18 protein-coding genes are annotated in these 21,357 nt (G+C 62.6%); 11 read left to right on the top strand and 7 right to left on the bottom strand.

Annotated features, from left to right (window positions below; all coding sequences use genetic code 11):
- Positions 1-9 precede the first annotated feature (9 nt).
- A complete protein-coding gene (locus tag EKO19_RS02235) occupies positions 10-792 on the top strand; it encodes a ZIP family metal transporter (RefSeq protein ID WP_217705085.1) in 783 nt (260 codons plus the stop codon).
- A 6-nt stretch (positions 793-798) separates the two neighbouring features.
- Here EKO19_RS02235 and EKO19_RS02230 read toward each other — a convergent pair whose 3' ends face one another.
- On the bottom strand, positions 799-1,362 hold the full coding sequence (locus EKO19_RS02230; protein ID WP_129774773.1) for a hypothetical protein: 564 nt from the start codon (positions 1,360-1,362) through the stop codon (positions 799-801).
- Positions 1,363-1,576: 214 nt separating this feature from the next.
- Here EKO19_RS02230 and EKO19_RS02225 point away from each other — a divergent pair, with 214 nt between their 5' ends.
- The 3 genes from EKO19_RS02225 (at position 1,577) to EKO19_RS02220 (ending at position 4,751) form a co-directional block, all read left to right on the top strand.
- Positions 1,577-3,787: a CHASE domain-containing protein gene (locus tag EKO19_RS02225; RefSeq protein WP_175596931.1), complete on the top strand. Its 2,211-nt coding sequence runs from the start codon at positions 1,577-1,579 to the stop codon at positions 3,785-3,787.
- A 98-nt stretch (positions 3,788-3,885) separates the two neighbouring features.
- Positions 3,886-4,377 (top strand): hypothetical protein, encoded by a 492-nt coding sequence (locus EKO19_RS38125; protein ID WP_157995081.1) that lies wholly within the window; start codon positions 3,886-3,888, stop codon positions 4,375-4,377.
- On the top strand, positions 4,353-4,751 hold the full coding sequence (locus EKO19_RS02220) for an MbcA/ParS/Xre antitoxin family protein (RefSeq protein WP_157995080.1): 399 nt from the start codon (positions 4,353-4,355) through the stop codon (positions 4,749-4,751). The genes EKO19_RS38125 and EKO19_RS02220 overlap by 25 nt, the downstream gene beginning before the upstream one ends.
- Here the strand turns inward: EKO19_RS02220 and EKO19_RS02215 are convergent.
- Entirely contained in the window at positions 4,748-5,437 is a 690-nt protein-coding gene (locus tag EKO19_RS02215) for a response regulator (RefSeq protein ID WP_129774770.1), read from the bottom strand. The genes EKO19_RS02220 and EKO19_RS02215 overlap by 4 nt on opposite strands.
- Positions 5,434-6,822, bottom strand: coding sequence for an ATP-binding protein (locus EKO19_RS02210; RefSeq protein ID WP_129775961.1), 1,389 nt, complete (start codon positions 6,820-6,822; stop codon positions 5,434-5,436). The genes EKO19_RS02215 and EKO19_RS02210 overlap by 4 nt, the downstream gene beginning before the upstream one ends.
- A 132-nt stretch (positions 6,823-6,954) precedes the next feature.
- Here EKO19_RS02210 and EKO19_RS02205 point away from each other — a divergent pair, with 132 nt between their 5' ends.
- Genes EKO19_RS02205 through EKO19_RS02195 form a run of 3 tightly spaced genes read left to right on the top strand, consistent with a single transcriptional unit; the run spans position 6,955 to position 11,462 of the window.
- On the top strand, positions 6,955-8,127 hold the full coding sequence (locus EKO19_RS02205; protein WP_157995079.1) for an efflux RND transporter periplasmic adaptor subunit: 1,173 nt from the start codon (positions 6,955-6,957) through the stop codon (positions 8,125-8,127).
- Between the two features lie 30 nt (positions 8,128-8,157).
- Complete coding sequence (locus EKO19_RS02200) at positions 8,158-10,095, top strand: MacB family efflux pump subunit (protein WP_217705084.1); 1,938 nt, start codon at positions 8,158-8,160, stop codon at positions 10,093-10,095.
- A 5-nt stretch (positions 10,096-10,100) separates the two neighbouring features.
- Positions 10,101-11,462, top strand: coding sequence for an efflux transporter outer membrane subunit (locus EKO19_RS02195; RefSeq protein ID WP_157995078.1), 1,362 nt, complete (start codon positions 10,101-10,103; stop codon positions 11,460-11,462).
- Between the two features lie 906 nt (positions 11,463-12,368).
- On the opposite strand, the gene wrbA is transcribed toward EKO19_RS02195, so the two are convergent.
- The 3 genes from wrbA to EKO19_RS02180 form a co-directional block, all read right to left on the bottom strand.
- Positions 12,369-12,971, bottom strand: coding sequence for an NAD(P)H:quinone oxidoreductase (gene wrbA / locus EKO19_RS02190; RefSeq protein ID WP_129774766.1), 603 nt, complete (start codon positions 12,969-12,971; stop codon positions 12,369-12,371).
- Between the two features lie 137 nt (positions 12,972-13,108).
- A complete protein-coding gene (locus tag EKO19_RS02185; RefSeq protein WP_129774765.1) occupies positions 13,109-15,070 on the bottom strand; it encodes an acetyl/propionyl/methylcrotonyl-CoA carboxylase subunit alpha in 1,962 nt (653 codons plus the stop codon).
- A gap of 14 nt (positions 15,071-15,084) precedes the next feature.
- On the bottom strand, positions 15,085-16,689 hold the full coding sequence (locus tag EKO19_RS02180) for a carboxyl transferase domain-containing protein (protein WP_129774764.1): 1,605 nt from the start codon (positions 16,687-16,689) through the stop codon (positions 15,085-15,087).
- Between the two features lie 117 nt (positions 16,690-16,806).
- On the opposite strand from EKO19_RS02180, the gene EKO19_RS02175 reads away from it, so the two are divergent.
- The 4 genes from EKO19_RS02175 (at position 16,807) to EKO19_RS02160 (ending at position 20,013) form a co-directional block, all read left to right on the top strand.
- The gene (locus EKO19_RS02175) at positions 16,807-17,418 is read left to right on the top strand and encodes a TetR/AcrR family transcriptional regulator (protein WP_129774763.1); all 612 of its coding nucleotides are present in this window, start codon (positions 16,807-16,809) and stop codon (positions 17,416-17,418) included.
- Between the two features lie 4 nt (positions 17,419-17,422).
- Positions 17,423-17,842, top strand: coding sequence for a secondary thiamine-phosphate synthase enzyme YjbQ (locus EKO19_RS02170; RefSeq protein ID WP_129774762.1), 420 nt, complete (start codon positions 17,423-17,425; stop codon positions 17,840-17,842).
- A gap of 106 nt (positions 17,843-17,948) precedes the next feature.
- On the top strand, positions 17,949-19,196 hold the full coding sequence (locus EKO19_RS02165) for an MFS transporter (protein ID WP_129774761.1): 1,248 nt from the start codon (positions 17,949-17,951) through the stop codon (positions 19,194-19,196).
- A gap of 4 nt (positions 19,197-19,200) precedes the next feature.
- Entirely contained in the window at positions 19,201-20,013 is an 813-nt protein-coding gene (locus EKO19_RS02160; protein WP_129774760.1) for an AraC family transcriptional regulator, read from the top strand.
- On the opposite strand, the gene EKO19_RS02155 is transcribed toward EKO19_RS02160, so the two are convergent.
- A complete protein-coding gene (locus EKO19_RS02155) occupies positions 19,982-21,148 on the bottom strand; it encodes an HD-GYP domain-containing protein (protein ID WP_246038809.1) in 1,167 nt (388 codons plus the stop codon). The genes EKO19_RS02160 and EKO19_RS02155 overlap by 32 nt on opposite strands.
- Positions 21,149-21,357: the final 209 nt, after the last annotated feature.

Below are 21,357 nucleotides of genomic sequence, written 5' to 3'. Positions count from 1 at the left end.
GATCCGTCGATGCAAGCTCATGAGATTTTCTGGCGCGGCTTCACTGCCAGCTTCATTGCTGGCATGGGTACGGTGGTCGGCGCAGTCTGGGTGTTCTTCTTTCGCCGTCCCTCGCCGAAAGCGCAAGACGCGCTGCTGAGTGGTGCGGCGGGCGTCATGCTGGCGGCGACGTTCTTCTCGCTGTTACAGCCCGCGCTCGATCATGCCGAGGGCTACATATCTTCCAAGCCGCTGGCCGTGCTGATTGTGATATTCGGTCTGCTCGGCGGCGCAATCGGCTTGTACTGGATCCACACGCGCGTGCCTCACGAGCACTTCGTGCTCGGCAAGGAAGGGCCGGACAGTCTGCGCATGCAACGGCTGTGGCTGTTCATCATCGCCATCACGTTGCACAACTTTCCCGAAGGCATGGCAGTCGGCGTTGGCTTCGCCGGCGGAGACCTGGGCAAGGCGATGCCGCTCGCGGTCGGCATCGGTTTGCAGAACATCCCGGAAGGGCTCGCGGTGGCCGCCGCCATGCTGGCCATCGACTATTCCAAGTCGCAGGCATTCCTGGTCGCATCCCTGACGGGACTGGTCGAACCCCTCGGCGGAGCCCTGGGTGCCTCCGCCGTGTGGATCGCCGGACCGATGATGCCCATCGTGCTCGGCATGGCGGCCGGCGCGATGCTGTTCATCATCAGCGACGAAATCATTCCCGAGACCCATCGCAACGGTTACGAGGATGTCGCGACGTTTTCGTTGCTCGGCGGGTTCGCGGTGATGATGTTCCTGGACGCGGTGTTCGCCTGATCGACCTCACTGCGCGGCTTGCTTGTTACAAGTCACCAGTTTGTTCCAATCGGAGAAGTAGCCGTCCGGGTTGCGTTCCCACGCCCACACGTGCAGCTCGTAGAACGCCGGCAGACCGTAGCGATTCGGTTCGCCCACGTAGTGCATCAGGTGACCGTCGACGTTGGGCGCGGTGCCTGGATGTTTGCTGGTCCAGTCGGCGGCGATCACCAGGAATTCCACGCCCACCAGGCGCATCGCGCCGTTCGGCAGCGGCTCGTAGATCAACGCTTCCGGCTCATCGCCATCGACCTGACCATCGCCGACCCGCGCCGGCAGTACGAAATGCACGCCCATCGCGCCGGCCGTCGGACCGCTGACGCAAGGAGTCGCCGCGACCCAGCCTTCGTTGAGTGCGGTGCCGATGTTCTTGAAGTGCGCCGTGGAGCGTTTCACCTTCTCCACCAGCGGTGCCTGACCCTTGCTCGTCAGCGGACGGTCTGAATCGTCGTTGCCTTGATCGTGGGCCGAGACCAGCAGCGGCAGACTCAGGATCGCGGCGGCCAGCAAAGGGCGTTGGAACGGATGCATGGGGAACTCCTGTTGGTGGAGACAGGACGATAGGACCCCGCGGTGCCAGCCTTATAGGGCAGCGTTGCCTATATTGCGTCGGGGCGAAGCGAGCGCGCGCTTCTGACTTTGGTGAGTTGCTTGGTGAGGGGAGCCCACAACCGTATTTCTACCCATGTGGCGCCGTGCTGCTCGGCGATAGTGTCCCCGTCGGGGGATGGATCACCAAGAGCCGATGAGCGCACGCGACGGGCAACTCGAACAATCCCGTTCCGGATGGCTGCTGCCGGGCGCGATCGCGCTGGCCATTCTGGGATTGGGCGCCGCCGTGACGGCAGTCTTCGCGCTCTCCATGGAGCGCGCCGCTCGCGCGTTGACCCAAAGCACATTGGAAGAACGCGCCTCGCACAGCGAGCATGCCGTCGAGGATCGAATGATGGCCTGCGAAGCGGTGCTGCGTGCCGGCGCCGGTTTCATCGATAACGCCTGGCCCATCGCCGAAGAACAATGGCGGCGGTTCGTGCGGCCGTTGAATCTGGGCGAAGCGCTGGTCGGCGTGCAGGGCTATGGCTTCACGGCGGTCGTCGACAAGCTGAGTCCGGCCCAGATCGGTGCCTTGCCCAACGGGTTGTGGAGCAATCCCGCCGGCCGCGAAGAGCATCCACAGACCGCCATCATTTTTCTGGAACCGCAGGACACACGAAACAAACAAGCGCTCGGCTTCGACATGGCCAGCGAAGCCATCCGTCGTACCGCCATGGAGCGGGCTCGGGACGAGCGGACGGCGGCTGTGACCGCCAAAGTCACGCTGGTGCAGGAGATCGATGCCACTCCGCAACCGGGCTTTCTAATGTATGTGCCCGTTTATCAGCGCGACCTGCCCACCGCCACCGTGCAAGAGCGTCGCGACGCGTTGATCGGCTATGTGTACAGCCCGTTTCGGGCGGGCGATTTCATGGAGCATGTTTTCGAAGGCGACCCGCGCGATGTGGAGCTCGAGGTCTATGACGATCAGCAGGTGAGCAACGGTGAGTTGCTGTATCGACGCGCTGCTGACGATGCGCACGTCGCCGAGTCGGTATTCGTGCTGCGTCAGGTCGTCGTCGGCGGTCATGGCTGGACGCTGCGTCTGGCCGCCACGGCGTCGATGATCAAGAACAATCAGGTGGTGCCGGTGTGGATCGTCTGGATGGTCGGCGCGTGCGGCTCGGTATTGTTGAGCTGCCTGGCCTTCGCGATGGCTCGCAGCCGGCACGTGCTGCGTGAACGCGCGCTGGCCGACGAGCGGCTGCTGGAAAAAGAGCGGGACGCGGCGACCATTCTGGAGAATTCGCTGGAAGTGTTCATCGTCATCGACGAACAGGATCGCATCCTGGAATGGAACAAACAGGCGGTGCAGACTTTCGGCTGGACCAAGGACGAAGTGCTGGGGCGCCAGCTCGCCGACATCATCGTGCCGGAGAGCCTGCGCGAGGCGCACATCAACGCGATCAGAAACTTTCACATTCGCAAGCACACGGTGCTCGGCAAGCGCACCGAGATGCCCGCGCTGCGACGTGACGGTGCTGAAATCATCGTCGCCATCTCGATCGCGTCCACGCTGCGGCGTGGGCAAACCGTGTTCTTCGCGTCATTGCGTGACATCACCGCCCGGCGGCAGCAAGAGGAACAGGTGAAGTTGCTCAACGCCACGCTCGAACACCGCGTCGGCGAGCGCACGCAGGAGCTGGAAACGGCGAATCGACGCTTGGAAGCGGCGTATCGCGATCTGGAAGCGTTCACTCGCAGCGTCTCGCATGACTTGCGCGCACCGCTGCGGGCGATCAAAGGCTATTCGACGATGTTGATGGAGGACCTCGGCAAGTCGGTCACGCCGCAGGTCCAGCGCGACATGGATGCGATCTCGGCCACGACCCGGCGCATGGACGCGATCATCGAAAATCTGTTGAAGCTCGCGTCGGTCAGTCAGCGCGAGCTGCAGACTCAGGAACTGGAGCTCGGCGATCTGCTGCGGCAGGTGGTGTCGGAAGTGAATCCGCAACCGCCGGCCGAAGTGCACATCGCACTGAAGTCCTCCGAATGTGTGCGCGCCGATGCCGGCCTGTTGACGCTGGCGTTGCGCAACTTGATTGCCAACGCGGTGAAGTTCTCACAGACCCGCGCGACCCCGGAGATCTGGGTCGGCGCCACCGACGTGGAAGGCGGCGATCGTGCTTATTTCGTGCGCGACAACGGCGTTGGATTCGATCCCAAATATGCGCCGCGTCTGTTCGGTGCGTTCCAGCGCCTGCACTCGGAACGCGAGTTCGAGGGCACGGGCCTCGGGCTCACCATCGTGAAGTCGGTGATCGAAAAACACGGTGGCCGGGTATGGGCCGAGTCGCAGCCGGGCGCGGGCGCGACGTTCTATTTCATCCTGCCGGAATGCCCGCCGGTCGCGGCCTGATCGCGATATCGACCCACTGGTAAAACAGCCAGGGTCGCCCTGGAGCACATATCGAACTATGATCGCGCCTACGAACTCGGGAGGGCGGTCGAGGCGAAATGACGGGTGGTTCAGGGCGAGGGCAGGAAACGGAATCCCTGCGGCAACTCACGGAAGTGGTCCGGACGGAGTCCAGCGACGGTGCCAGGCTGGTCGCAAATATCGCGGACAATCCCATTTGCCGGATCACGGTGGATGCTGGCATCCCGTGTGTCATGCTGGTCTGGGGGCGTTATGCCACCAGCTCGCAGCTGCGCTTCGTGCACGAGTGCGCCCTCGATCTGCTGCGGCGGCATGCTTTACACAAGATCCTGGGTGACGACAGTTCGCTCGCGGTGATCACGGTCGACGATCAGGGCTGGCTGCGTGAGGACTGGTTTCCCAGAGCGCTCAAAGCGGGCTTGAAAGCCACGGCGAGCAAGTGTCCGAATGGATTTTTCGGCAAGCAGTCGGTGGCGAATGTCATGTCCGGCGCGCCGGCCGGCGTTACCTTGCGGTCCTTCGAGCAATTGGAAGAGGCGAAAGCGTGGCTGCAGACCGTGCCGATCTGAATCAGTTGTCTCCCGCCTTGCTGACCAAGGCGGTATTGCGTGCGGCCGGTCAGCTGAGTCTCGAGGCGGAATTGCCATTGCTGCTGGGTTTGTCGAGCGACGATATCGCGCGGTTGCAGACCGGCGAACGCGTGCTCGATCCGCAACAGCAGGAGTGGCAAGGCGCGCTCCAGCTCGTCGGCCTGTTCCGTACCATCGTGGAAGTGCTCGGCTCGGTGGAGCGAGCCAAGGCCTGGCTCAATACCTCGAACGACACCTTGGGCGGCCGCCCTGTGGATCTGCTGGGCACGGCCGATGCCGAGCGGGTGCATCGCTATCTGAGCTCGGTGCGCAAGCACGAGCTGCGCATGCCGCCGTCCAGCCGGCAGCACTAGGGCATCGTGAAGCGATAGCCGACGCCGTAGATCGATTCGATCAGCTCGTCTTCGGGATTCGCCAGCTGCAGCTTGCGGCGCAGGTTTTTCACGTGACTGTCGACGGTACGGTCGGTCACGACGCGGTGATCTTCGTACAACGTATTTAACAGTTGCTGGCGCGAGAACACGCGCCCGGGCGATGCCGACAATGCTTTGAGCAGCCGGAATTCCACCGGCGTCAGATCCAGCAGCTGGCCGTTGAGCGTGGCTTTGAACTGGGCTTCGTCGATGTGCAGCTTGGAATCGACCTGCGCCTTCACCTGCTGCGGACTTCTGCGAAGAATCGCTTTCACTCGCGCGACCACCTCGCGCGGACTGAAAGGTTTGCAGATGTAGTCATCCGCGCCGAGCTCCAGTCCCAGCAGCCGATCGATTTCTTCGACACGCGCCGTCACCATCACGATCGGAATATTGCTGAAGGCGCGCACCTCTTTGCAGACCTCCAGGCCGTCGCGACCGGGCAGCATCAGATCCAGCAGCATCAGGTCGAAATGCGCGGCCTTGAGGGCAGGCGCGACTTCGCGACCGTCGCCGATCATCTGCGTGTGATAACCGGCCGACGTGAGATAGTCCGCGAGCAACTGCGCCAGCTTGGGCTCGTCCTCGACGATCAGAACTCGGGTCGGTGGGGCGCCGTCGCTCATATCACACCTTTCAACGTACGCAGTCGTGGCAGGCGGATGCTGATCAGCAACCCTCCCAGCGGTGCAGCGCTGGCGGTGATCGTACCGCCATGAGCCTGAACGATGTTGGCGCAGATGGCCAGTCCCAGGCCCGCGCCGCCATGCGAGCGATTTCGCGAGGCTTCCGCGCGCACGAATCTCTGGAAGATGCGCGGCAGAATGTCGGCGGCGACACCAGGCCCCGAGTCTTCGATCTCAATGAGCACGTCGTCGTTTGTGTTCCGGCAAGCGACGCGCACGGTGCCATCGGATTGTGTGTAACGCGCACAGTTCTCGAGCAGATTCGTGAACAGCTGCTGCAGGCGGCCCTCGTCACCATTGACCACCGCTGGCGAATCGATCCGCGTTTCCACTTTGAGCCCGCGCTCTGCGAGCCGCTGCTGAAACACGCCGAGCGTGGAGTGGAGCACGTCGCCGATGTCCACGTCGGCCATGCGATAGCTCAGCGCGCCGATGTCGGATAGAGACAAATCGTAAAGATCGCTGACCAGTTTGCTGAGCGTCGCGACCTCCGATTGCAACGACGCGAGCGTCGCGGGTGTCATGGTCCGCACGCCGTCTTCGATGGCCTCGAGCTCGCCCTTCAGCACGGACAGGGGCGTGCGCAATTCATGGGAGACGTCCGCCATGAACGAACGGCGCAATTGTTCGTTGTGTGCGAGCGCCTGAGCGAGACGATTGAAGTCTTCCGACAATCCACCGATTTCGTCCTTCGAGGCCACGGGAATGCGCACGCTGTAGTCGCCGCTCGCGAGGTTGTGTGTGGCCTTGGCGATTCGTGTGAGTGGCGTTACCAGCAATCGCGACAGCCACCATGCAGCAAGTGCCGCGAGCAGCACGGTGCCGAGTCCGATCAGCCAGTTCTGAGTGAGCTGTCGTTTTTGAAAGCGCACGTCGGCGGCGGCGGTGGCTTGCTGGAACGGCACGAGCACCAGCCAGCCCACCGTTTTGCCATCGACCTCGATCGGTCGCCTCGGCGTATCGCGGGAGAACTCGCGATTGCCGATGACAACGTCCTCGTCCGCATCCAGCAGCGTCAAGCGCAGTTGTGTGGCCGTGAAGTCGACTTCAGAGAATTGGGGCGGACCGTCGCGACGGCCACGCGTGTCGAGCAGGCGGAACCAGGCGCGGTTATTGCGGTGAAGGAAGTCCCAGCCGCCCTCGGCCTGATAGGCCTCGGCCAAGCGGGGAATCACTGATTCGACATAGGCCGTGCTCTGGTCGTTGAGATAGCCGATGAAGCCGCGTGTGAAGCTGATGCGCGCCGACAGGCCCATGGCCGCCACGGCCACGATGCTGATGGCCACCAGGACCAGGAACAGCTTGGTCGAAATGCTCCATTTCATGGCTGCCATTAACGCCCGCCAGGGTGCCCCGGAGCAAGGCTCGGGCGTCGACTCCACAAAGTCTTCAATTTTCCTCCACGTTTGCTGGCCATGCTCGAGCCCATGAAAAACAGCGCTGGCGGAGGCTCGACCATGCAACAAGCCCGAAAACTCGGCTCCTGGCAGAAGCTGGGTCTGCCTGCGGTTCTGGCCGCGGCGCTGGTGGCGGGGGCCTGCCATTACCTCGGCGGCAATGACAACGCGGATATGAAGACCGTGACCGTGACGCGGGGTGACCTGCAAAAGAGCATCACCGCCGTGGGCTCGATCGAACCCAAGGATTATGTCGACGTGGGCACCCAGGTGGGCGGCCGGGTCATGAAAATCCATGTGGAGATCGGCGACCGCGTCACCAAGGGCGACTTGATCGCCGAGATCGATCCGACCGTGTACGAGTCGACGGTTCGTAAAGATCGCGCCACGCTGGAGAATCTGAAAGCTCAACTGGATCAGCAACTGGCGGAGTCCGCGCTCGCGGTGACCGAGCTGAAGCGCAATCAGGAAATGCGGGCCGCCGATGCCATCAGCCAGACCACGGTGGATCAGGCCGACGCGCAGGCCAAGGTTGCCGCCGCGACAGTCGCCGCGACGCGCGCTCAGATCAAGGCCGCTGAAGCGACGCTCGCTGGCGACCTCGCCAATCTCGGCTACACCAAGATCTACGCGCCGCTCGATGGCACCGTCGCATCTCAGACGACGCTCGAAGGCCAGACCGTGAATGCCACGCAATCCGCGCCAGTCATCGTGCAGGTCGCGAATATGGATGTGATGACTGTTTGGGCGCAGGTCGCCGAAGCTGATGTGAGTCGTGTCACAGTCGACATGCCCGCGACGTTCACGACGCTCGGCATGCCGGAGAAGAAGTGGCACGGCAAGGTGCGCGCCGTTTATCCAACGCCGGTCGTCGAGAACGATGTGGTGCTCTACAACGTGCTCATCGACGTGGACAACCGTGAAGGCCTGTTGTTGCCGCAGATGACGGTGCAAGTGTTCTTCACGTTGGGTGAAGCGAAGGATGTGCCGCTCGCGCCCCTCAATGCTCTGCAGGCCCAACGCGACGCGGGCGCCGATGCTTACAAAGCGAAAGTGCTGACGAACCAGGGCGTGGTCGAGCGCGATGTGAAGGTCGGCCTCACAAATCGTTCGATGGCACAGATCGTCTCCGGCCTGTTGCCTGGCGATCAGTTGGTCGTTGCCGCTGTGGTCACGCCAGCGGGCGGCGCGGCGCAAGGCGGCCCGGGCCGACAGATGGGCCCGCGCCTCTAACGCAGTCGCATGACGCATCGGGAGAACACAATGACCGCCACTGCACCGCTGATTCGAGTCGTCGACGCCAGTCGCGTCTATGTCAGCGGCGATTCCGAGATCCGCGCGCTCGATCACGCCTCGCTGGAAATCCGGCGCGGCGAGTTCGTGGCCATCATGGGCCAGTCGGGCTCGGGCAAGTCGACGCTGATGAATATCCTCGGCTGCCTGGATCGTCCCACTGAAGGTCGCTATGAAGTGAATGGCGTCGACGTGGGCAGCTTGAATCCCGATGAGCTGGCGGCGTTGCGTCGTGACACGTTTGGTTTCGTGTTTCAGCGTTACAACTTGCTCGCGACGGTGTCGGCGGCGGAGAACGTTGAACTGCCGGCGATCTACGCGGGCATGGCGCAAGACGCACGCAGACAGCGCGCGAAGAGCTTGTTGGCCAAACTCGGTCTGGGCGAACGTACGGACCATCGACCGAATCAGCTGTCCGGCGGTCAGCAGCAGCGCGTGTCGATTGCTCGCGCACTGATGAACGACGCAGAGGTCATTCTCGCGGACGAACCGACCGGCGCGCTCGACAGCCGCAGCGGTGCCGAAGTGATGGCGCTGCTCAAACAGCTGCATTCGGAAGGTCGCACCATCATTTTGATCACGCACGACGCGTCGGTCGCCGAGCATGCGGAGCGCATCGTGCACATCAAGGATGGGCGGATCGTCGACGACTCGGGCGTGAAGCGGGCGGTCGCCGGTTCGAATCAGCGCGTCTCGAACGCGGCGCAGGCAAACTGGCTCGACGATCTGGAAGAGGCCGTGAAGATGGCCATGCGCTCGCTTCGTGCGAACAAGTTTCGTAGTGCGTTGACGCTGCTCGGCGTGATGATTGGTGTTGCGGCCGTCGTGACCATGCTGGCTATCGGTAACGGCAGTAAAGAAGCCGTGATGAAGCAAATCTCGGCGATGGGCAGCAACCTGTTGCTCGTGTTTCCCGGCGCGCCGGGTTCGCGCCCGACCGGTGATATCGCGACGCTGGTGCCGGCGGATGCGCAGGCGATCTCGGAGATGGACAATGTGGTCGCCGTCTCGCCGGAGCGAAAGACGCGCGCGACCTTGCGCATGGGCTCGATCGATTATCAGAGCAACATCACGGGCGTTTGGCCGGCATATCAAGTCACGCAGAACTGGCCGATGGCGAGCGGCACGTTCGTCACCGAGGACGACGTTCGCAGCTATGCCACGGTGATCGTGATCGGCAAGACGGTCGCGAAGAATCTGTTTCCGAACGACGAAGATCCGGTGGGTCAGTTTATTCTGGTGGGCAATACGCCGTTCGAAATCATCGGTGTGCTGTCGACCAAGGGCGCGAACTCCTTCGGCTCCGATATGGACGATGCGGCGTTCGTGCCGCTGTCGACGGGATTCAATCGATTGTTCGGTCAGCAGTACCTGGGATCGGTCAATGTGAAATTGGCGTCGGATGAGAAAACCGCGGAGACGCAGGAGGAGATCCGTCAGTTGCTGATGTCACGGCATCACCTCGAGGACTTCCAGATCCGTAGCACCAGCTCATTCATGGCGGCGGCAGCCTCGACGCAAAATACGCTGACGTTGCTGCTCGGTTGTGTCGCGGCGATCTCGCTGATCGTCGGCGGTATCGGCGTGATGAACATCATGCTGGTGAGTGTGACGGAGCGGACCCGTGAGATTGGCGTGCGCATGGCGACGGGCGCGCGGGCCAGCAACATCCTGCTGCAGTTCAATACGGAAGCGCTGGTGGTGTGTGGCATCGGGGGATTGATCGGCGTGGCGCTCGGATTCACGGCCGGCTTCATTGCGAAGGCCTTGGGAACCAACGTGGCTTTCACACCGACGCCTGCTTTGCTGGCGTTGGGGTCGGCGTTGCTGACGGGCATGCTGTTTGGATATCTGCCGGCGCGTAAAGCGGCTTACATGGACCCGGTCGTTGCCCTGGCCTCGGAGTAATGAACATGATTCATATGAAGCGTGTGGTGGCGGTTGCAGTGCTCGGTGTTCTGGCTGGTTGCAGCGTGACGCCGCAGTACGACCGGCCGAAGTCCGATCTGCCGGAGTCGTGGGTGACGCAGGCCGCAGCGACGAACGATGCGTCTTCTGAGTGGAACGATCTGTTCAAGGACGCGGAGCTGGAACAGTTGATGGCCGAGGCGCTCGCTGCGAATCACGATCTCGCGGCGGCGACGATCCGCATCGAGCAGGCGAAGGCGACGGCGAAGATGGCGAGCAGTCGGTTGGTGCCGTATGCATCCGCGTCCGTCGGTGGGTCGCGGCAGAAGGAATTGAATGGCGCGAGGTCGCTGTCTTCGTCGGATGATTCGCAGCTGTCGGTGAGTTATGAGCTGGATCTGTGGGGCGGGAACCGAGCGAATGTGCGGGCCGCGGCGGCCCGGGTTGCGGCTCGTGAATTCGATATGCAGACGACGCGGCTGGTCTTGCAGGCCGACGTGGCTTCCTATTATTTCCAGACGCTGGCGTTGAAGGATCGGTTGGCCATTGCACTGAAGAATCTCGAGGCGGCGCGGTCGCTGATGTCGCTGGTCGAGGTTCGTTATAACAAGGGCGCGGCGAATGGCTTGGACGTTGCTCAACAGCGTACGGCGTTGTTGAGTATCGAAGCGGAAGTGCCGGAGTTGCAGCAGAGTCTGACTGAGACGCAGAGTGCGCTGGCTTTATTGTTGGGGCGCGTGCCGCAGGACTTCACGATTCGAACGGAAACGCTCGCTGACGTGCAGCCGCCGGCGATCGCGGCGGGGCAGCCGGGGGATCTGTTGCAGAGGCGGCCGGATGTTAGGGCCGCGGAGGCGGACTTGGTCGCCGCCAATGCGGATGTTGGAGTGGCGCGGGCGGCGCTGTATCCGAGCATGGAGTTGAGTGCGACGGGTGTTGTGACGAACTGGATCACCGGCGGATCGTCGAGCGTCGCGGCGCTGGCGGCGTCGCTGTCGCAGGTTCTGTTCGACGGAGGTGAGCTGCGTGGTCAGGTGCAGCTGGCGGATGCTTCTCGTCGTGAGCTGGTTGAGACGTATCTCCAAACAGTGCTGACCAGCGTCAAGGAAGTGAACGACAGCTTGAGTGCGGTGTCGACGGCCGAGCGTCGCACGTCGCTGCTCACGCAGACTGTGGAGCAGGCGCAGCTGGCGCTGCGGCTCGCGACGACGAGGTATCAGGCGGGGTCTGATGATTTGTTGACTGTGTTGGAGAGTCAGACGTCGCAGCTCAATGCGGAGGATTCGCTGGTGCAGGCGAAGCTTGCTCGGGTGAATGCGTCGATTACCTTGTTCAAGGCGTTGGGGGGTGGGTGGTCGGCTATCTGATTTCGCATGCTCGGAGCCGGAGTCGGAGTCGGAGTCGGAGTCGGAGTCGGAGTCGGAGTCGGAGTCGGAGTCGGAGTCGGAGTCGGAGTCGGAGTCGGAGTCGGAGTCGGAGTCGGAGTCGGACACGGATTCGGAGGCTCGGTGGTTCGCGCCGCCGGGAGGGGGATGTGCCCTCCCGGCACCGGCACGCCCGTCGCGCCTTGCGCTCCTGGGCGCACGTCCCTGATGCGCCTATGCGGAAATCCCGTCCCTGTATTTCCAATTGCCGGGAGGACACATCCCCCTCCCGGCGTCGCCTCCGCGTCGGTTCGCGTTGCTGCCGACAAGAGTTTGTAACGCGGTGTCGGTTCGCGTTGCTGCCGACAAGAGTTTGTAACGCGGTGTCGGTTCGCGTTGCTGCCGACAAGATTTTGTAACGCGGTGTCGGTTTGCGTTGCTGCCGACAAGAGTTTGTAACGCGGTGTCGGTTCGCGTTGCTGCCGACAAGAGTTTGTAACGCGGTGTCGGTTCGCGTTGCTGCCGACAAGAGTTTGTAACGCGGTGTCGGTTTGCGTTGCTGCCGACAAGAGTTTGTAACGCGGTGTCGGTTCGCGTTGCTGCCGACAAGAGTTTGTAACGCGGCGTCGGTTCGCGTTGCTGCCGACAGGAGTTTGTAGCGCGGCGTCGGTTCGCGTTGCTGCCGACAAGAGTTTGTAACGCGGCGTCGGTTCGCGTTGCTGCCGACAAGAGTTTGTAACGCGGCGTCGGTTCGCGTTGTTGCCGACAGAAGTTTGTAGCGCGGTGTCGGTTTGCGTTGCTGCCGACAGGAGTTTGTAACGCGGTGTCGGTTTGCGTTGCTGCCGATGAGAGGTTGTAACCCCGCGTCAGCGGGGAGCCGGGGGCGAGGTCAGAGCGCAGCGATGACCGTTAGCGCCCGGCGATCTTCGCTGCGATCTCCGCAACGTGCCTCCCTTGATAGCGCGCTCCATCGAGCTCGATCTTGGAAGGCTGTCGGCTGCCGTCGGTGCCGGCGATCGTCGATGCGCCGTAGGGTGAGTTGCCCATGACTTCGCTCGTACCCATCTGGCCCTGAAACGCGTACGGCAGGCCGACGATGATGAAGCCCAGGTGCAGCAGCACCGGATGAAAGGTGAGGATGGTGGATTCCTGTCCGCCGTGTTGAGTGTTCGACGACGAGAACACCGATCCCACCTTGCCCACCAGCGAGCCTTTGACCCACAGCGGGCCCGTCTGGTCGATGAAGGTTTTCATCTGCGCCGTCATGTTGCCGTAGCGGGTGCCCGTGCCGAAGATGATCGCGTCGTATTGGGGCAGCTCGTCGATGGTGGCGATCGGGGCCGGCTGGTCCAGCTTGAAGCCGGACTTGCGTGCCACATCTTCGGGCACTGTTTCGGGGACGCGTTTGACTTCCACCTGCGCGCCGGCGGAGCGAGCGCCTTCGGCGACAGCGGCCGCCATCTGTTCGATGTGTCCGTACGAGGAATAGTAGAGAACCAGAACTTTTGCCATGACACTCTCCGAGCCGAGGCGAGACCCGTGGAACGCCAGGGCGGCGCATAGGTTCCAGTGTCACCCGCGACGCGTATCATTTTCATGTACACGCGTGCGCTTCCTCGGGCGCACGCGCTGCGGGCTCTATCGGTGCATCAGGTGCTGGCTTGGAAGTCCACCAGCGGCACGCCTTCCTTGACTTGATCGCCGGCATTGCAGAGGTAGCTCACCAGCTTGCCCTTGCTCGGCGCGAACACAGTCAGCTCCATCTTCATCGCCTCCATCACCAACAAGGGCGCACCCTTGGCGACTTCGGCGCCGGGTTCGGAGAGCAGGGCGATGATTTTGCCGGGCATCGGCGCGGTCAATCCCCCTTGAGTCTCTTCGGTCTCGCCGGCGTGCACGAGCGGATCGTTGTAGGTGAGCACATGCTGCTGGCCACGAAGGAACACATGCATCTGCTCGCCGGATTTCACGACGGCAGTGTTGATGTGACGTTGACCGATGGTGAGACGCAGATCCGAATCTGACGTACGCACCACGCGCGCGGGTTCATCACCAATGAGATAGCCCGTCGACGTGTACTGCACCGACACGGTCGCAGTCTGTTCGCCGGCAGAAAACTGTAACGTACGAGTCTGCGTGCCATTGATCCGCCAGCCATCCGTGATGCTCCACGGAGAACTCGACGACTGGTCACGTTCAGTGGCGAGCTGAGCAAGCGCGGCGACCTCGAAGATTTGCTTCGGCAGCTCGGCGGCGGTGGGAATCAACGCGGCTCGCTCACGTTCGATCAGGCCGGTATCGACGCGGCCTTCGCGGAACGCCGGGTGACCGACGAGGCGGGACAGGAAGTTCACGTTGTGACCAACGCCCACGATGCGCGTCTCAGCCAGCGCGCCGAGCATGCGCTCGATGGCGGCTTCACGGGTGTGATCCCAAACGATCAGCTTGGCGATCATGGGGTCGTAGTGCGGAGTGATCTCGTCGCCCTGTTCGACGCCGGTGTCGAGACGCACATGCGCGGAAGGAGCGGGCGTCCTGAAATACGCGAGCCGGCCGACCGACGGCAGGAAGCCCTTCTCAGGTTCTTCGGCGTAGATGCGCACTTCGATCGAGTGTCCGTTCAGTGGTACCTGCTCCTGAGTGAGCGGCAGATTTTCGCCGGCGGCAACGCGCAGCTGCCATTCGACGAGGTCCAGACCGGTGATCATCTCAGTGACCGGATGCTCCACCTGCAGGCGCGTGTTCATTTCCATGAAATAGAAATTGCCCTGCGAGTCCGCGATGAACTCGACCGTGCCGGCGCCGACATAACCGACGGCGCGAGCGGCATCGCAAGCCGCCTTGCCCATGGCCGCGCGCTGGTCGGGCTTCACGCTGGGAGCGGGGGCTTCTTCGACCACCTTTTGATGTCGACGCTGGGCCGAGCAATCGCGCTCGTTGAGGCTGATCGTGTTGCCGGCCCGGTCGGCGAACACCTGGATCTCGATGTGCCGCGGCTGCTGGAGATACTTTTCGATGAGGACGTTGTCATCGCCAAACGACGTGCGGGCCTCGCGCTGACATGACGCGAGCGCGGCGGCGAATTCATTCGCCGCGTTGACGACGCGCATGCCCTTGCCGCCACCACCGGCCGACGCTTTGATCAGCACGGGATAGCCGATGCGATCCGCTTCCCGTTGCAACAATGCGGGATCTTGATCGGCACCGTGATAGCCGGGCACCAGCGGCACCTTGGCCTGCTGCATGAGTGCCTTGGCGGCCGATTTCAGGCCCATCGCGCGAATGCTCTTCACCGGCGGGCCGATGAAGACGACGCCGTTCTCTTCGCACGCATGTGCGAAGCTTTCGTTCTCGGAGAGGAAGCCGTAACCGGGGTGCACGGCCTGTGCACCGGACTGTTTGCAAACTTCGATGATACGGTCGATGCGGAGATAGCTCTCACGCGACGCCGCCGGGCCGACGCAGTAAGCCTCGTCCGCAAGACGGACGTGACGCGCGCCGGCGTCGGCCTCGGAATAGACCGCGACGGTGCGAATGCCGAGCTTGCGACAAGTGGCGATGACCCGGCATGCAATTTCGCCGCGATTGGCGATCAGGATTTTGGTGAACATGTTCTTTCTGATCCTTACATGCGGAACACGCCGAAGCGCGTGTCGCCGACCGGTGCATTCGCCGCGGCGGCGAGGCCGAGCCCCAAGGTGCGTCGGGTTTGGGCCGGATCGATGATGCCGTCGTCCCAGAGACGCGCGGTGGCGTAGTAGGCGCTGCCTTGCGTTTCGAACTGCGCTTTGGTCGGTGCTTTGAAGGCTTCTTCCTCGGCGGCGCTCCACTGTTTGCCCTGAGCTTCGAGCGCATCACGACGCACGGTCGCGAGCACGTTCGCGGCTTGCTCGCCGCCCATCACGGAGATCTTCGAGTTCGGCCAGGTCCACAAGAAGCGGGGCGAGTAAGCGCGACCACACATGCCGTAGTTGCCCGCACCGTAGGAGCCGCCGATCAGCACGGTGAACTTCGGTACTTGAGCCGTCGCGACCGCGGTCACCATTTTCGCGCCGTGGCGAGCGATGCCTTCGTTCTCATATTTGCGACCGACCATGAAGCCCGTAATGTTCTGCAGGAACACCAGCGGGATGCGGCGCTGAGAGCACAGCTCGATGAAGTGCGCGGCCTTCTGCGCCGACTCGGAGAACAGCACGCCGTTGTTGGCGATGATGCCGACCGGGTAGCCGTACACGTGTGAGAAACCAGTGACGAGCGTGGTGCCGAAGCGAGCTTTGAACTCGTCGAAGCGCGAGCCGTCGACGATGCGGGCGATGACTTCGCGCACGTCGAAGGGCTTGCGAGTGTCGGCCGGAATGACGCCGTACAGTTCTTCCGGGTCGTACAGCGGATCTTCGACTGCTTGCGGCTGAAACAGCGTTTCGCGAGGGCCGAGGTTGCCGACGATGCGGCGAACGATGGCCAACGCGTGATGATCGTTCTCGGCGAGATGATCCGCGACGCCGGAGATTCGAGTGTGCACATCGCCGCCGCCGAGATCTTCGGCGCTGACGACTTCGCCGGTTGCGGCCTTCACCAGCGGCGGGCCACCGAGGAAGATCGTGCCTTGATTGCGAACGATCACGGCCTCATCGCTCATCGCCGGCACGTAGGCACCGCCAGCGGTGCACGAGCCCATCACGCAAGCGATCTGCGGAATGCCCAGTGCCGACAGGTTGGCTTGATTGAAAAAGATCCGACCGAAATGTTCCTTGTCCGGGAATACTTCGTCCTGCATGGGCAGGAATGCGCCGCCGGAGTCGACCAGATATACGCAGGGCAGGCGGTTCTCACGCGCGATCTCTTGCGCGCGCAAATGTTTCTTGATGGTGATCGGGTAGTACGTGCCGCCTTTGACGGTCGCGTCGTTGCCGACGATCACGCACTCACGGCCATTGATCCGGCCGACGCCGGCCACGGCGCCCGAGCTCGCGACTTCCCCGCCATACATTCCATAAGCGGCGAGCGCCGAGAATTCGAGAAACGGCGTGCCGGGATCGAGCAGCAGATCGATACGATCGCGCACCAGCAGCTTGCCGCGTGAGGTATGTTTTTGCCGGGCGCTTTCGGAACCGCCCAAGGCGGCGGTAGCGGTCCGGCCGCGCAGTTCGTCGACGAGCGCGCGCAGGGCGGCGCTGTTGGCGCGGTATTCGTCGCTGCCGGTTCGCAGCTTGGAAGCAATGACGTTCATGAAACCCCTGTTAGCCGCTATCCGCTCGGCCCGACGGCATTGTAGGAGGGGCTGGCCAAGAAGTGAATGGCGATTCACAAAAAAAACTGAGATTCACTTCGTGCTAGGATCGGCGCCATGAGCTACAAGCGATCCTTCCTGATGGAGGAGCGGCTGGCCGACAACCGCCAGCGCATCCTCAAGGCGGCGCGCGCCCTGGTCGCGGAGGGCGGGTTCAACTCCGCCTCCATTGCGGCCGTGGCCTCCAGTGCCGGGCTGTCCGCCGGGGCCATCTATCGTTACTTCCCTTCCAAGTCGGCGCTATTCGTCGAAGTGCTGACCAGCGCCATCGATCACGAGATCGCGATCCTGCAGGACATTGTCCAAGGCGAGGGTGATGTGACGGCTCGTCTGCGGGCCTGCGTGGAGTCGTTTGCGAACCGTGCGCTCGAAGGGCCGTATCTGGCTTATGCGTTCATTGCCGAGCCGGCCGACGAGGATGTCGATGAGGCGCGCTTGCTGGGGCGTATCCGCTTCGGTGAAGTGTTCAAGTCGCTGCTGGTCGAAGGCATCGATAAAGGCGAATTCCCGGCGCAATCCATCGATATCGGCGCGGCTTGCATCGTCGGCGCGTTCACTGAAGCCTTGATCCGGCCGATCACGCCTCGAAGCAAGCGGGACGCGCGCGCGGAACTGGTCGAGGGCATCGTGGCGTTCTGTTTACGGGCGGTCGGAGCGAAAGTTTCCTGAGTCGATGCGTCAGTTCACTCACCTTCTGTCGATTCGCACGACCCGGCGTGGCCTGGTGGATTTCACCAAGGACGTGCGTGCGTGGGTGGCGGCTCAACGCGTCACTACAGGATTGCTGACGGTCTTTTGCAAGCACACGTCGGCGTCGTTGTTGATCCAGGAGAATGCGGCCCCGGAAGTGCGTACCGATCTGGAAGCGTTCTTCGAGCAGATCGCGCCCGAAGATCCGGGTCGCTATGAGCACGACGACGAAGGGCCCGACGACATGCCGGCCCATCTGCGCACGGCGTTGACCCAAGTGCAATTGTCCATCCCGGTGCTCGACGGCGAACCGGTGCTCGGCACCTGGCAGGCCCTCTACCTGTTCGAACACCGCCAGCGGCCGCATGTGCGCGAAATCGTCCTGCATTTACTGGCGGAGTAGGCCCTAGGCTTGTCCGTTTCGCGACGAAAGGTGTCAATCTTGTTAGGGACGCCGCGCCGCCGACTCCTTACACTGTGAGCTGACCACCATCGGACAGTGCCGTCCGATGAGTTTTCCTGTTGGGAGCATCCGTTTGAACTCTTCGGCCGAGGCTCGTGATCCTGCCAGCTGGCGGGACGAGACCGCTTTTCCCGTCATCATTGCCATCAGCTTCTGCCATCTGTTGAACGACACGATGCAGTCGCTGCTGCAGGGCTCGTATCCCGCGCTCAAAGCGAGCCATCACCTGACGTTCGCGGAACTGGGCTGGATCTCGCTGGCGTATCAGCTGACGGCGTCGATGCTTCAGCCCGTGGTCGGTTATGTGGCCGACCGCCGGCCCATGCCGTTTTCGTTGCCGATGGGCACGCTGTTCACGGCGTCGGGCCTGTTGGTGATTTCACTGGCCGGCAACTTCGAATGGTTGCTGGCCGGCGCGGCGCTGCTGGGCATGGGCTCTTCGGTGTTTCATCCGGAAGCATCGCGCGTGGCGCGCATGGCGGCGGGTGGTCGGCACTCGCTGGCGCAATCGTTGTTTCAATTGGGCGGTAACGCGGGGCAGGCGATCGGTCCGTTGCTGGCGGCGCTGGTGGTCGTGCAATGGGGGCAGTCGGGTCTGGGAGCGTTCGCGCTGTTGACGTTGGTGTCGACGGCCATCCTTTGGAATGTCGGCGTCTGGTACAAACATCATGGCTTGCCCCGCTTGAAGCGGGCGCACAGCACGCGCCGGCAGGAATCGGCGATTCCTCGCAAGACGGTCGTGCGAGGCATGACCATCCTGCTGCTGCTGATCTTTTCCAAATACGCCTACATGGCGAGCCTGACCAACTACTACACGTTCTATCTGATCGAGCGCTTCAACATGAGCGTGGTCGAGGCGCAGGTGCATCTGTTCCTGTTCCTGGGCTCGATCGCTTTAGGCACGCTGCTCGGCGGTTATTTCGGCGATCGGTTCAGTCGCAAGACCATGATCCAGTTCTCCGTGCTGGGCGCGTTGCCGTTTACGCTCATGTTGCCGTTCGTGAGTCTGGCGTGGACCGAAGCGCTCACGGTGGTCATCGGGCTCACGCTCGCCTCCGCATTTCCCGCGATCGTCGTGTTCGCGCAAGAGCTGATGCCCACCAGAGTCGGCATGGTCTCGGGCATGATGTTTGGTTTCTCGTTCGGCATCGGCGGCCTGGCCGCGGCGTCGTTCGGGCACGTGGCGGATCTCTACGGAATCGCGTTCGTTTACAAGCTCGGCGCGTTCCTGCCGGTGCTCGGCGTGCTGGCGATCTGGTTGCCGGATCTGAAACGAGTCAAAGCCGCTTCGTAGCTCCATGGCGATCGAGGGTGCAGCGTTAGCGCTGGTTCGAAAGCTGGAGCAGCGTCCCGAGGCGATCGTCGCGTTTTCACGTGACTATCCCGCGGGCTATCTGATCGCGCGTCATCAGCACGATCGCGCGCAGCTCATCCACGCGTCGTCCGGCATCATGCGCGTCGACACCCCGAATGGAATCTGGGTCGTGCCGCCGATGCGGGCGATCTGGGTGCCGCCGCAAGTGCCTCACGAAATCCGTGCGAACAGCACGGTGAAGATGCGCACGTTGTTCTTGCGGCCCGATGCGCGGTCTGATTTGCCGGCGGATTGTTGTGTCATCGAAGTCACCTCGTTACTTCGTGAGCTGATACTGCGCATGGTCGCGCTTGCCGAGGCCGAGCCTCGCGTGACTCCGTCGGTTCATCTGACCGAGCTGATCCTGAGTGAGATTCGTGAGATCGGCACGTTGCCGCTGCACATCCCGATGCCGGAAGACAGTCGGGTGCGGCGTATTTGCCAGGCGATTCTGCAGGATCCCTCGGACTGCAGGACGAGTGCGGAGTGGGGCGCGACCGTCGGCGCCAGCTCACGCACGCTCGAGCGTTTGTTTCATAGAGAAACGGGGATTACGTTCGGCTCGTGGCGTCGGCAAGCGCGGTTGCTGGCGGCGATGACACAGCTCGCGGCCGGTCGCCCGGTCGCGAATGTGGCCGGCGATCTCGGCTATGACAGCCCGAGTGCGTTCACGGCGATGTTCAAGCGGGTGTTGGGCCACCCACCGAGTCAGTTCTGTCCGTCACTCACGCGACGTGAGTTGCCCACAGATCGTTGAGGTAGCCGAAGCTCCAGTTCTCGGGCGGTTCGCGCGCCACGATCTTCTCGGTGGCATGCGGATCCATCAGATCCACCAGCTTGGGCTCGAACGGCATGCCCGACTTGGTGGAGAAGAACAGTTTTACTTTCGGCGCGGTGAGCCTGGCGGGATTCTGTTCCACGACCACGCCCAGCTTGCCGGACGCCATGCGCACCAGCGAGCCGACCGGATAGATGCCGATGGTCTTGATGAACGTCTGCAACACCACCGAGTCGAAGTGACCTTCCCACGACGCCATGCGCGCGACCGATTCGGCCGGGTCCCAGCCCGATTTGTAGGGCCGGTCGGAAGTGACGGCGTCGTAAACGTCGCAGACCGCGCTCATGCGCGCGATCAACGAGATCTTGTCGGCGCTCAGCGCGTCGGGATAGCCCTTGCCGTCGATTCGCTCATGATGGTGGCGGGCCACATCGAGCACGCTTTCGTTGCTGACGCCGCTTTCCAGCAGCATCTCGTGGCCACGCACCGGATGCGATTTGATGATGGTGAATTCGTCGTCGGTGAGCTTGCCCGGCTTGTTGATGATGTCCTGAGGCATCACCGCTTTGCCCAGATCGTGCAGCAGACCGGCCATGCCGGCGTCGCGCAGCGTTGGTTCATCGAGCCCGAGTTGTTTACCCAGCGACACCATCAACGCGCACACCGACACGGAGTGCATGTAGGTGTATTCGTCGGCGGTCTTCAAGCGACACAGGCTGATCAATGCGTGCGAGTTGCTGTCGACGGAGTCGACGATGTCATTGACCAGCGGCGCGCACTCGCTGGTGTTGACGGCGTTGCCCATGCGCGCTTCGGCGAACAGCGAGTTGACGGCTTCCTTGGAGCGCTTCAACACATTGGATGCGTTGTGCAGTTCATCGCCCATGGAACGGCGCACTTTCGGTTTCGCTGCCTGCGGCGGCGGGGTCGGGACGACCTCGATGACCGGGGTTTCGCTCTTGGGACGCGCGACGTCCAGCCCTTTGGAAGTGTCTATCCAGCACTCCGCGAGACCCGACGCTTTCAGACGCGCGAGCGATTCCGGCTCCACCAGAAAGCGGGTTTTCCAGAAGGAATGTTTGAGCCACGGTCCCTCGACCGAAGCCACGAACATCCCGGTTCGAACTTCAGATATGGCGATTTTTTTCAGCATGGCGTTCGACTCGCGGCCAACGGGGCCGCGCGTAATCCGTCGTCTGTTGCCCTGCATCGGCAGGCATGGCCGAAAAATTACGGTCACGCCGTCGTGGATTATGAGAGGTCCGTCGCAAAGCGACGGACGGGGCGGGGGAGGGATGGGCGATGGGGCGGCGGTGCTCAGGG

The organism is Peristeroidobacter soli, from assembly GCF_004138485.1.
GTDB lineage: Bacteria > Pseudomonadota > Gammaproteobacteria > Steroidobacterales > Steroidobacteraceae > Steroidobacter > Steroidobacter soli.
The sequence above is the reverse complement of the archived record's forward strand: the minus strand, read 5'-3'. Positions and strand labels throughout refer to the sequence as shown.

What these genes read in the sequence shown, in the direction of transcription:
- EKO19_RS02235 (WP_217705085.1), top strand. Translation starts at nt 10, where the DNA reads ATGCAAGCTCATGAGATTTTCTGGCGCGGCTTCACTGCCAGCTTCATT.
- EKO19_RS02230 (WP_129774773.1), bottom strand. Translation starts at nt 1,362, where the DNA reads ATGCATCCGTTCCAACGCCCTTTGCTGGCCGCCGCGATCCTGAGTCTG.
- EKO19_RS02225 (WP_175596931.1), top strand. Translation starts at nt 1,577, where the DNA reads ATGAGCGCACGCGACGGGCAACTCGAACAATCCCGTTCCGGATGGCTG.
- EKO19_RS38125 (WP_157995081.1), top strand. Translation starts at nt 3,886, where the DNA reads ATGACGGGTGGTTCAGGGCGAGGGCAGGAAACGGAATCCCTGCGGCAA.
- EKO19_RS02215 (WP_129774770.1), bottom strand. Translation starts at nt 5,437, where the DNA reads ATGAGCGACGGCGCCCCACCGACCCGAGTTCTGATCGTCGAGGACGAG.
- EKO19_RS02210 (WP_129775961.1), bottom strand. Translation starts at nt 6,822, where the DNA reads ATGAAATGGAGCATTTCGACCAAGCTGTTCCTGGTCCTGGTGGCCATC.
- EKO19_RS02205 (WP_157995079.1), top strand. Translation starts at nt 6,955, where the DNA reads ATGCAACAAGCCCGAAAACTCGGCTCCTGGCAGAAGCTGGGTCTGCCT.
- EKO19_RS02200 (WP_217705084.1), top strand. Translation starts at nt 8,158, where the DNA reads ATGACCGCCACTGCACCGCTGATTCGAGTCGTCGACGCCAGTCGCGTC.
- EKO19_RS02195 (WP_157995078.1), top strand. Translation starts at nt 10,101, where the DNA reads ATGATTCATATGAAGCGTGTGGTGGCGGTTGCAGTGCTCGGTGTTCTG.
- wrbA (WP_129774766.1), bottom strand. Translation starts at nt 12,971, where the DNA reads ATGGCAAAAGTTCTGGTTCTCTACTATTCCTCGTACGGACACATCGAA.
- EKO19_RS02185 (WP_129774765.1), bottom strand. Translation starts at nt 15,070, where the DNA reads ATGTTCACCAAAATCCTGATCGCCAATCGCGGCGAAATTGCATGCCGG.
- EKO19_RS02180 (WP_129774764.1), bottom strand. Translation starts at nt 16,689, where the DNA reads ATGAACGTCATTGCTTCCAAGCTGCGAACCGGCAGCGACGAATACCGC.
- EKO19_RS02175 (WP_129774763.1), top strand. Translation starts at nt 16,807, where the DNA reads ATGAGCTACAAGCGATCCTTCCTGATGGAGGAGCGGCTGGCCGACAAC.
- EKO19_RS02170 (WP_129774762.1), top strand. Translation starts at nt 17,423, where the DNA reads ATGCGTCAGTTCACTCACCTTCTGTCGATTCGCACGACCCGGCGTGGC.
- EKO19_RS02165 (WP_129774761.1), top strand. Translation starts at nt 17,949, where the DNA reads ATGAGTTTTCCTGTTGGGAGCATCCGTTTGAACTCTTCGGCCGAGGCT.
- EKO19_RS02160 (WP_129774760.1), top strand. Translation starts at nt 19,201, where the DNA reads ATGGCGATCGAGGGTGCAGCGTTAGCGCTGGTTCGAAAGCTGGAGCAG.
- EKO19_RS02155 (WP_246038809.1), bottom strand. Translation starts at nt 21,148, where the DNA reads ATGTTCGTGGCTTCGGTCGAGGGACCGTGGCTCAAACATTCCTTCTGG.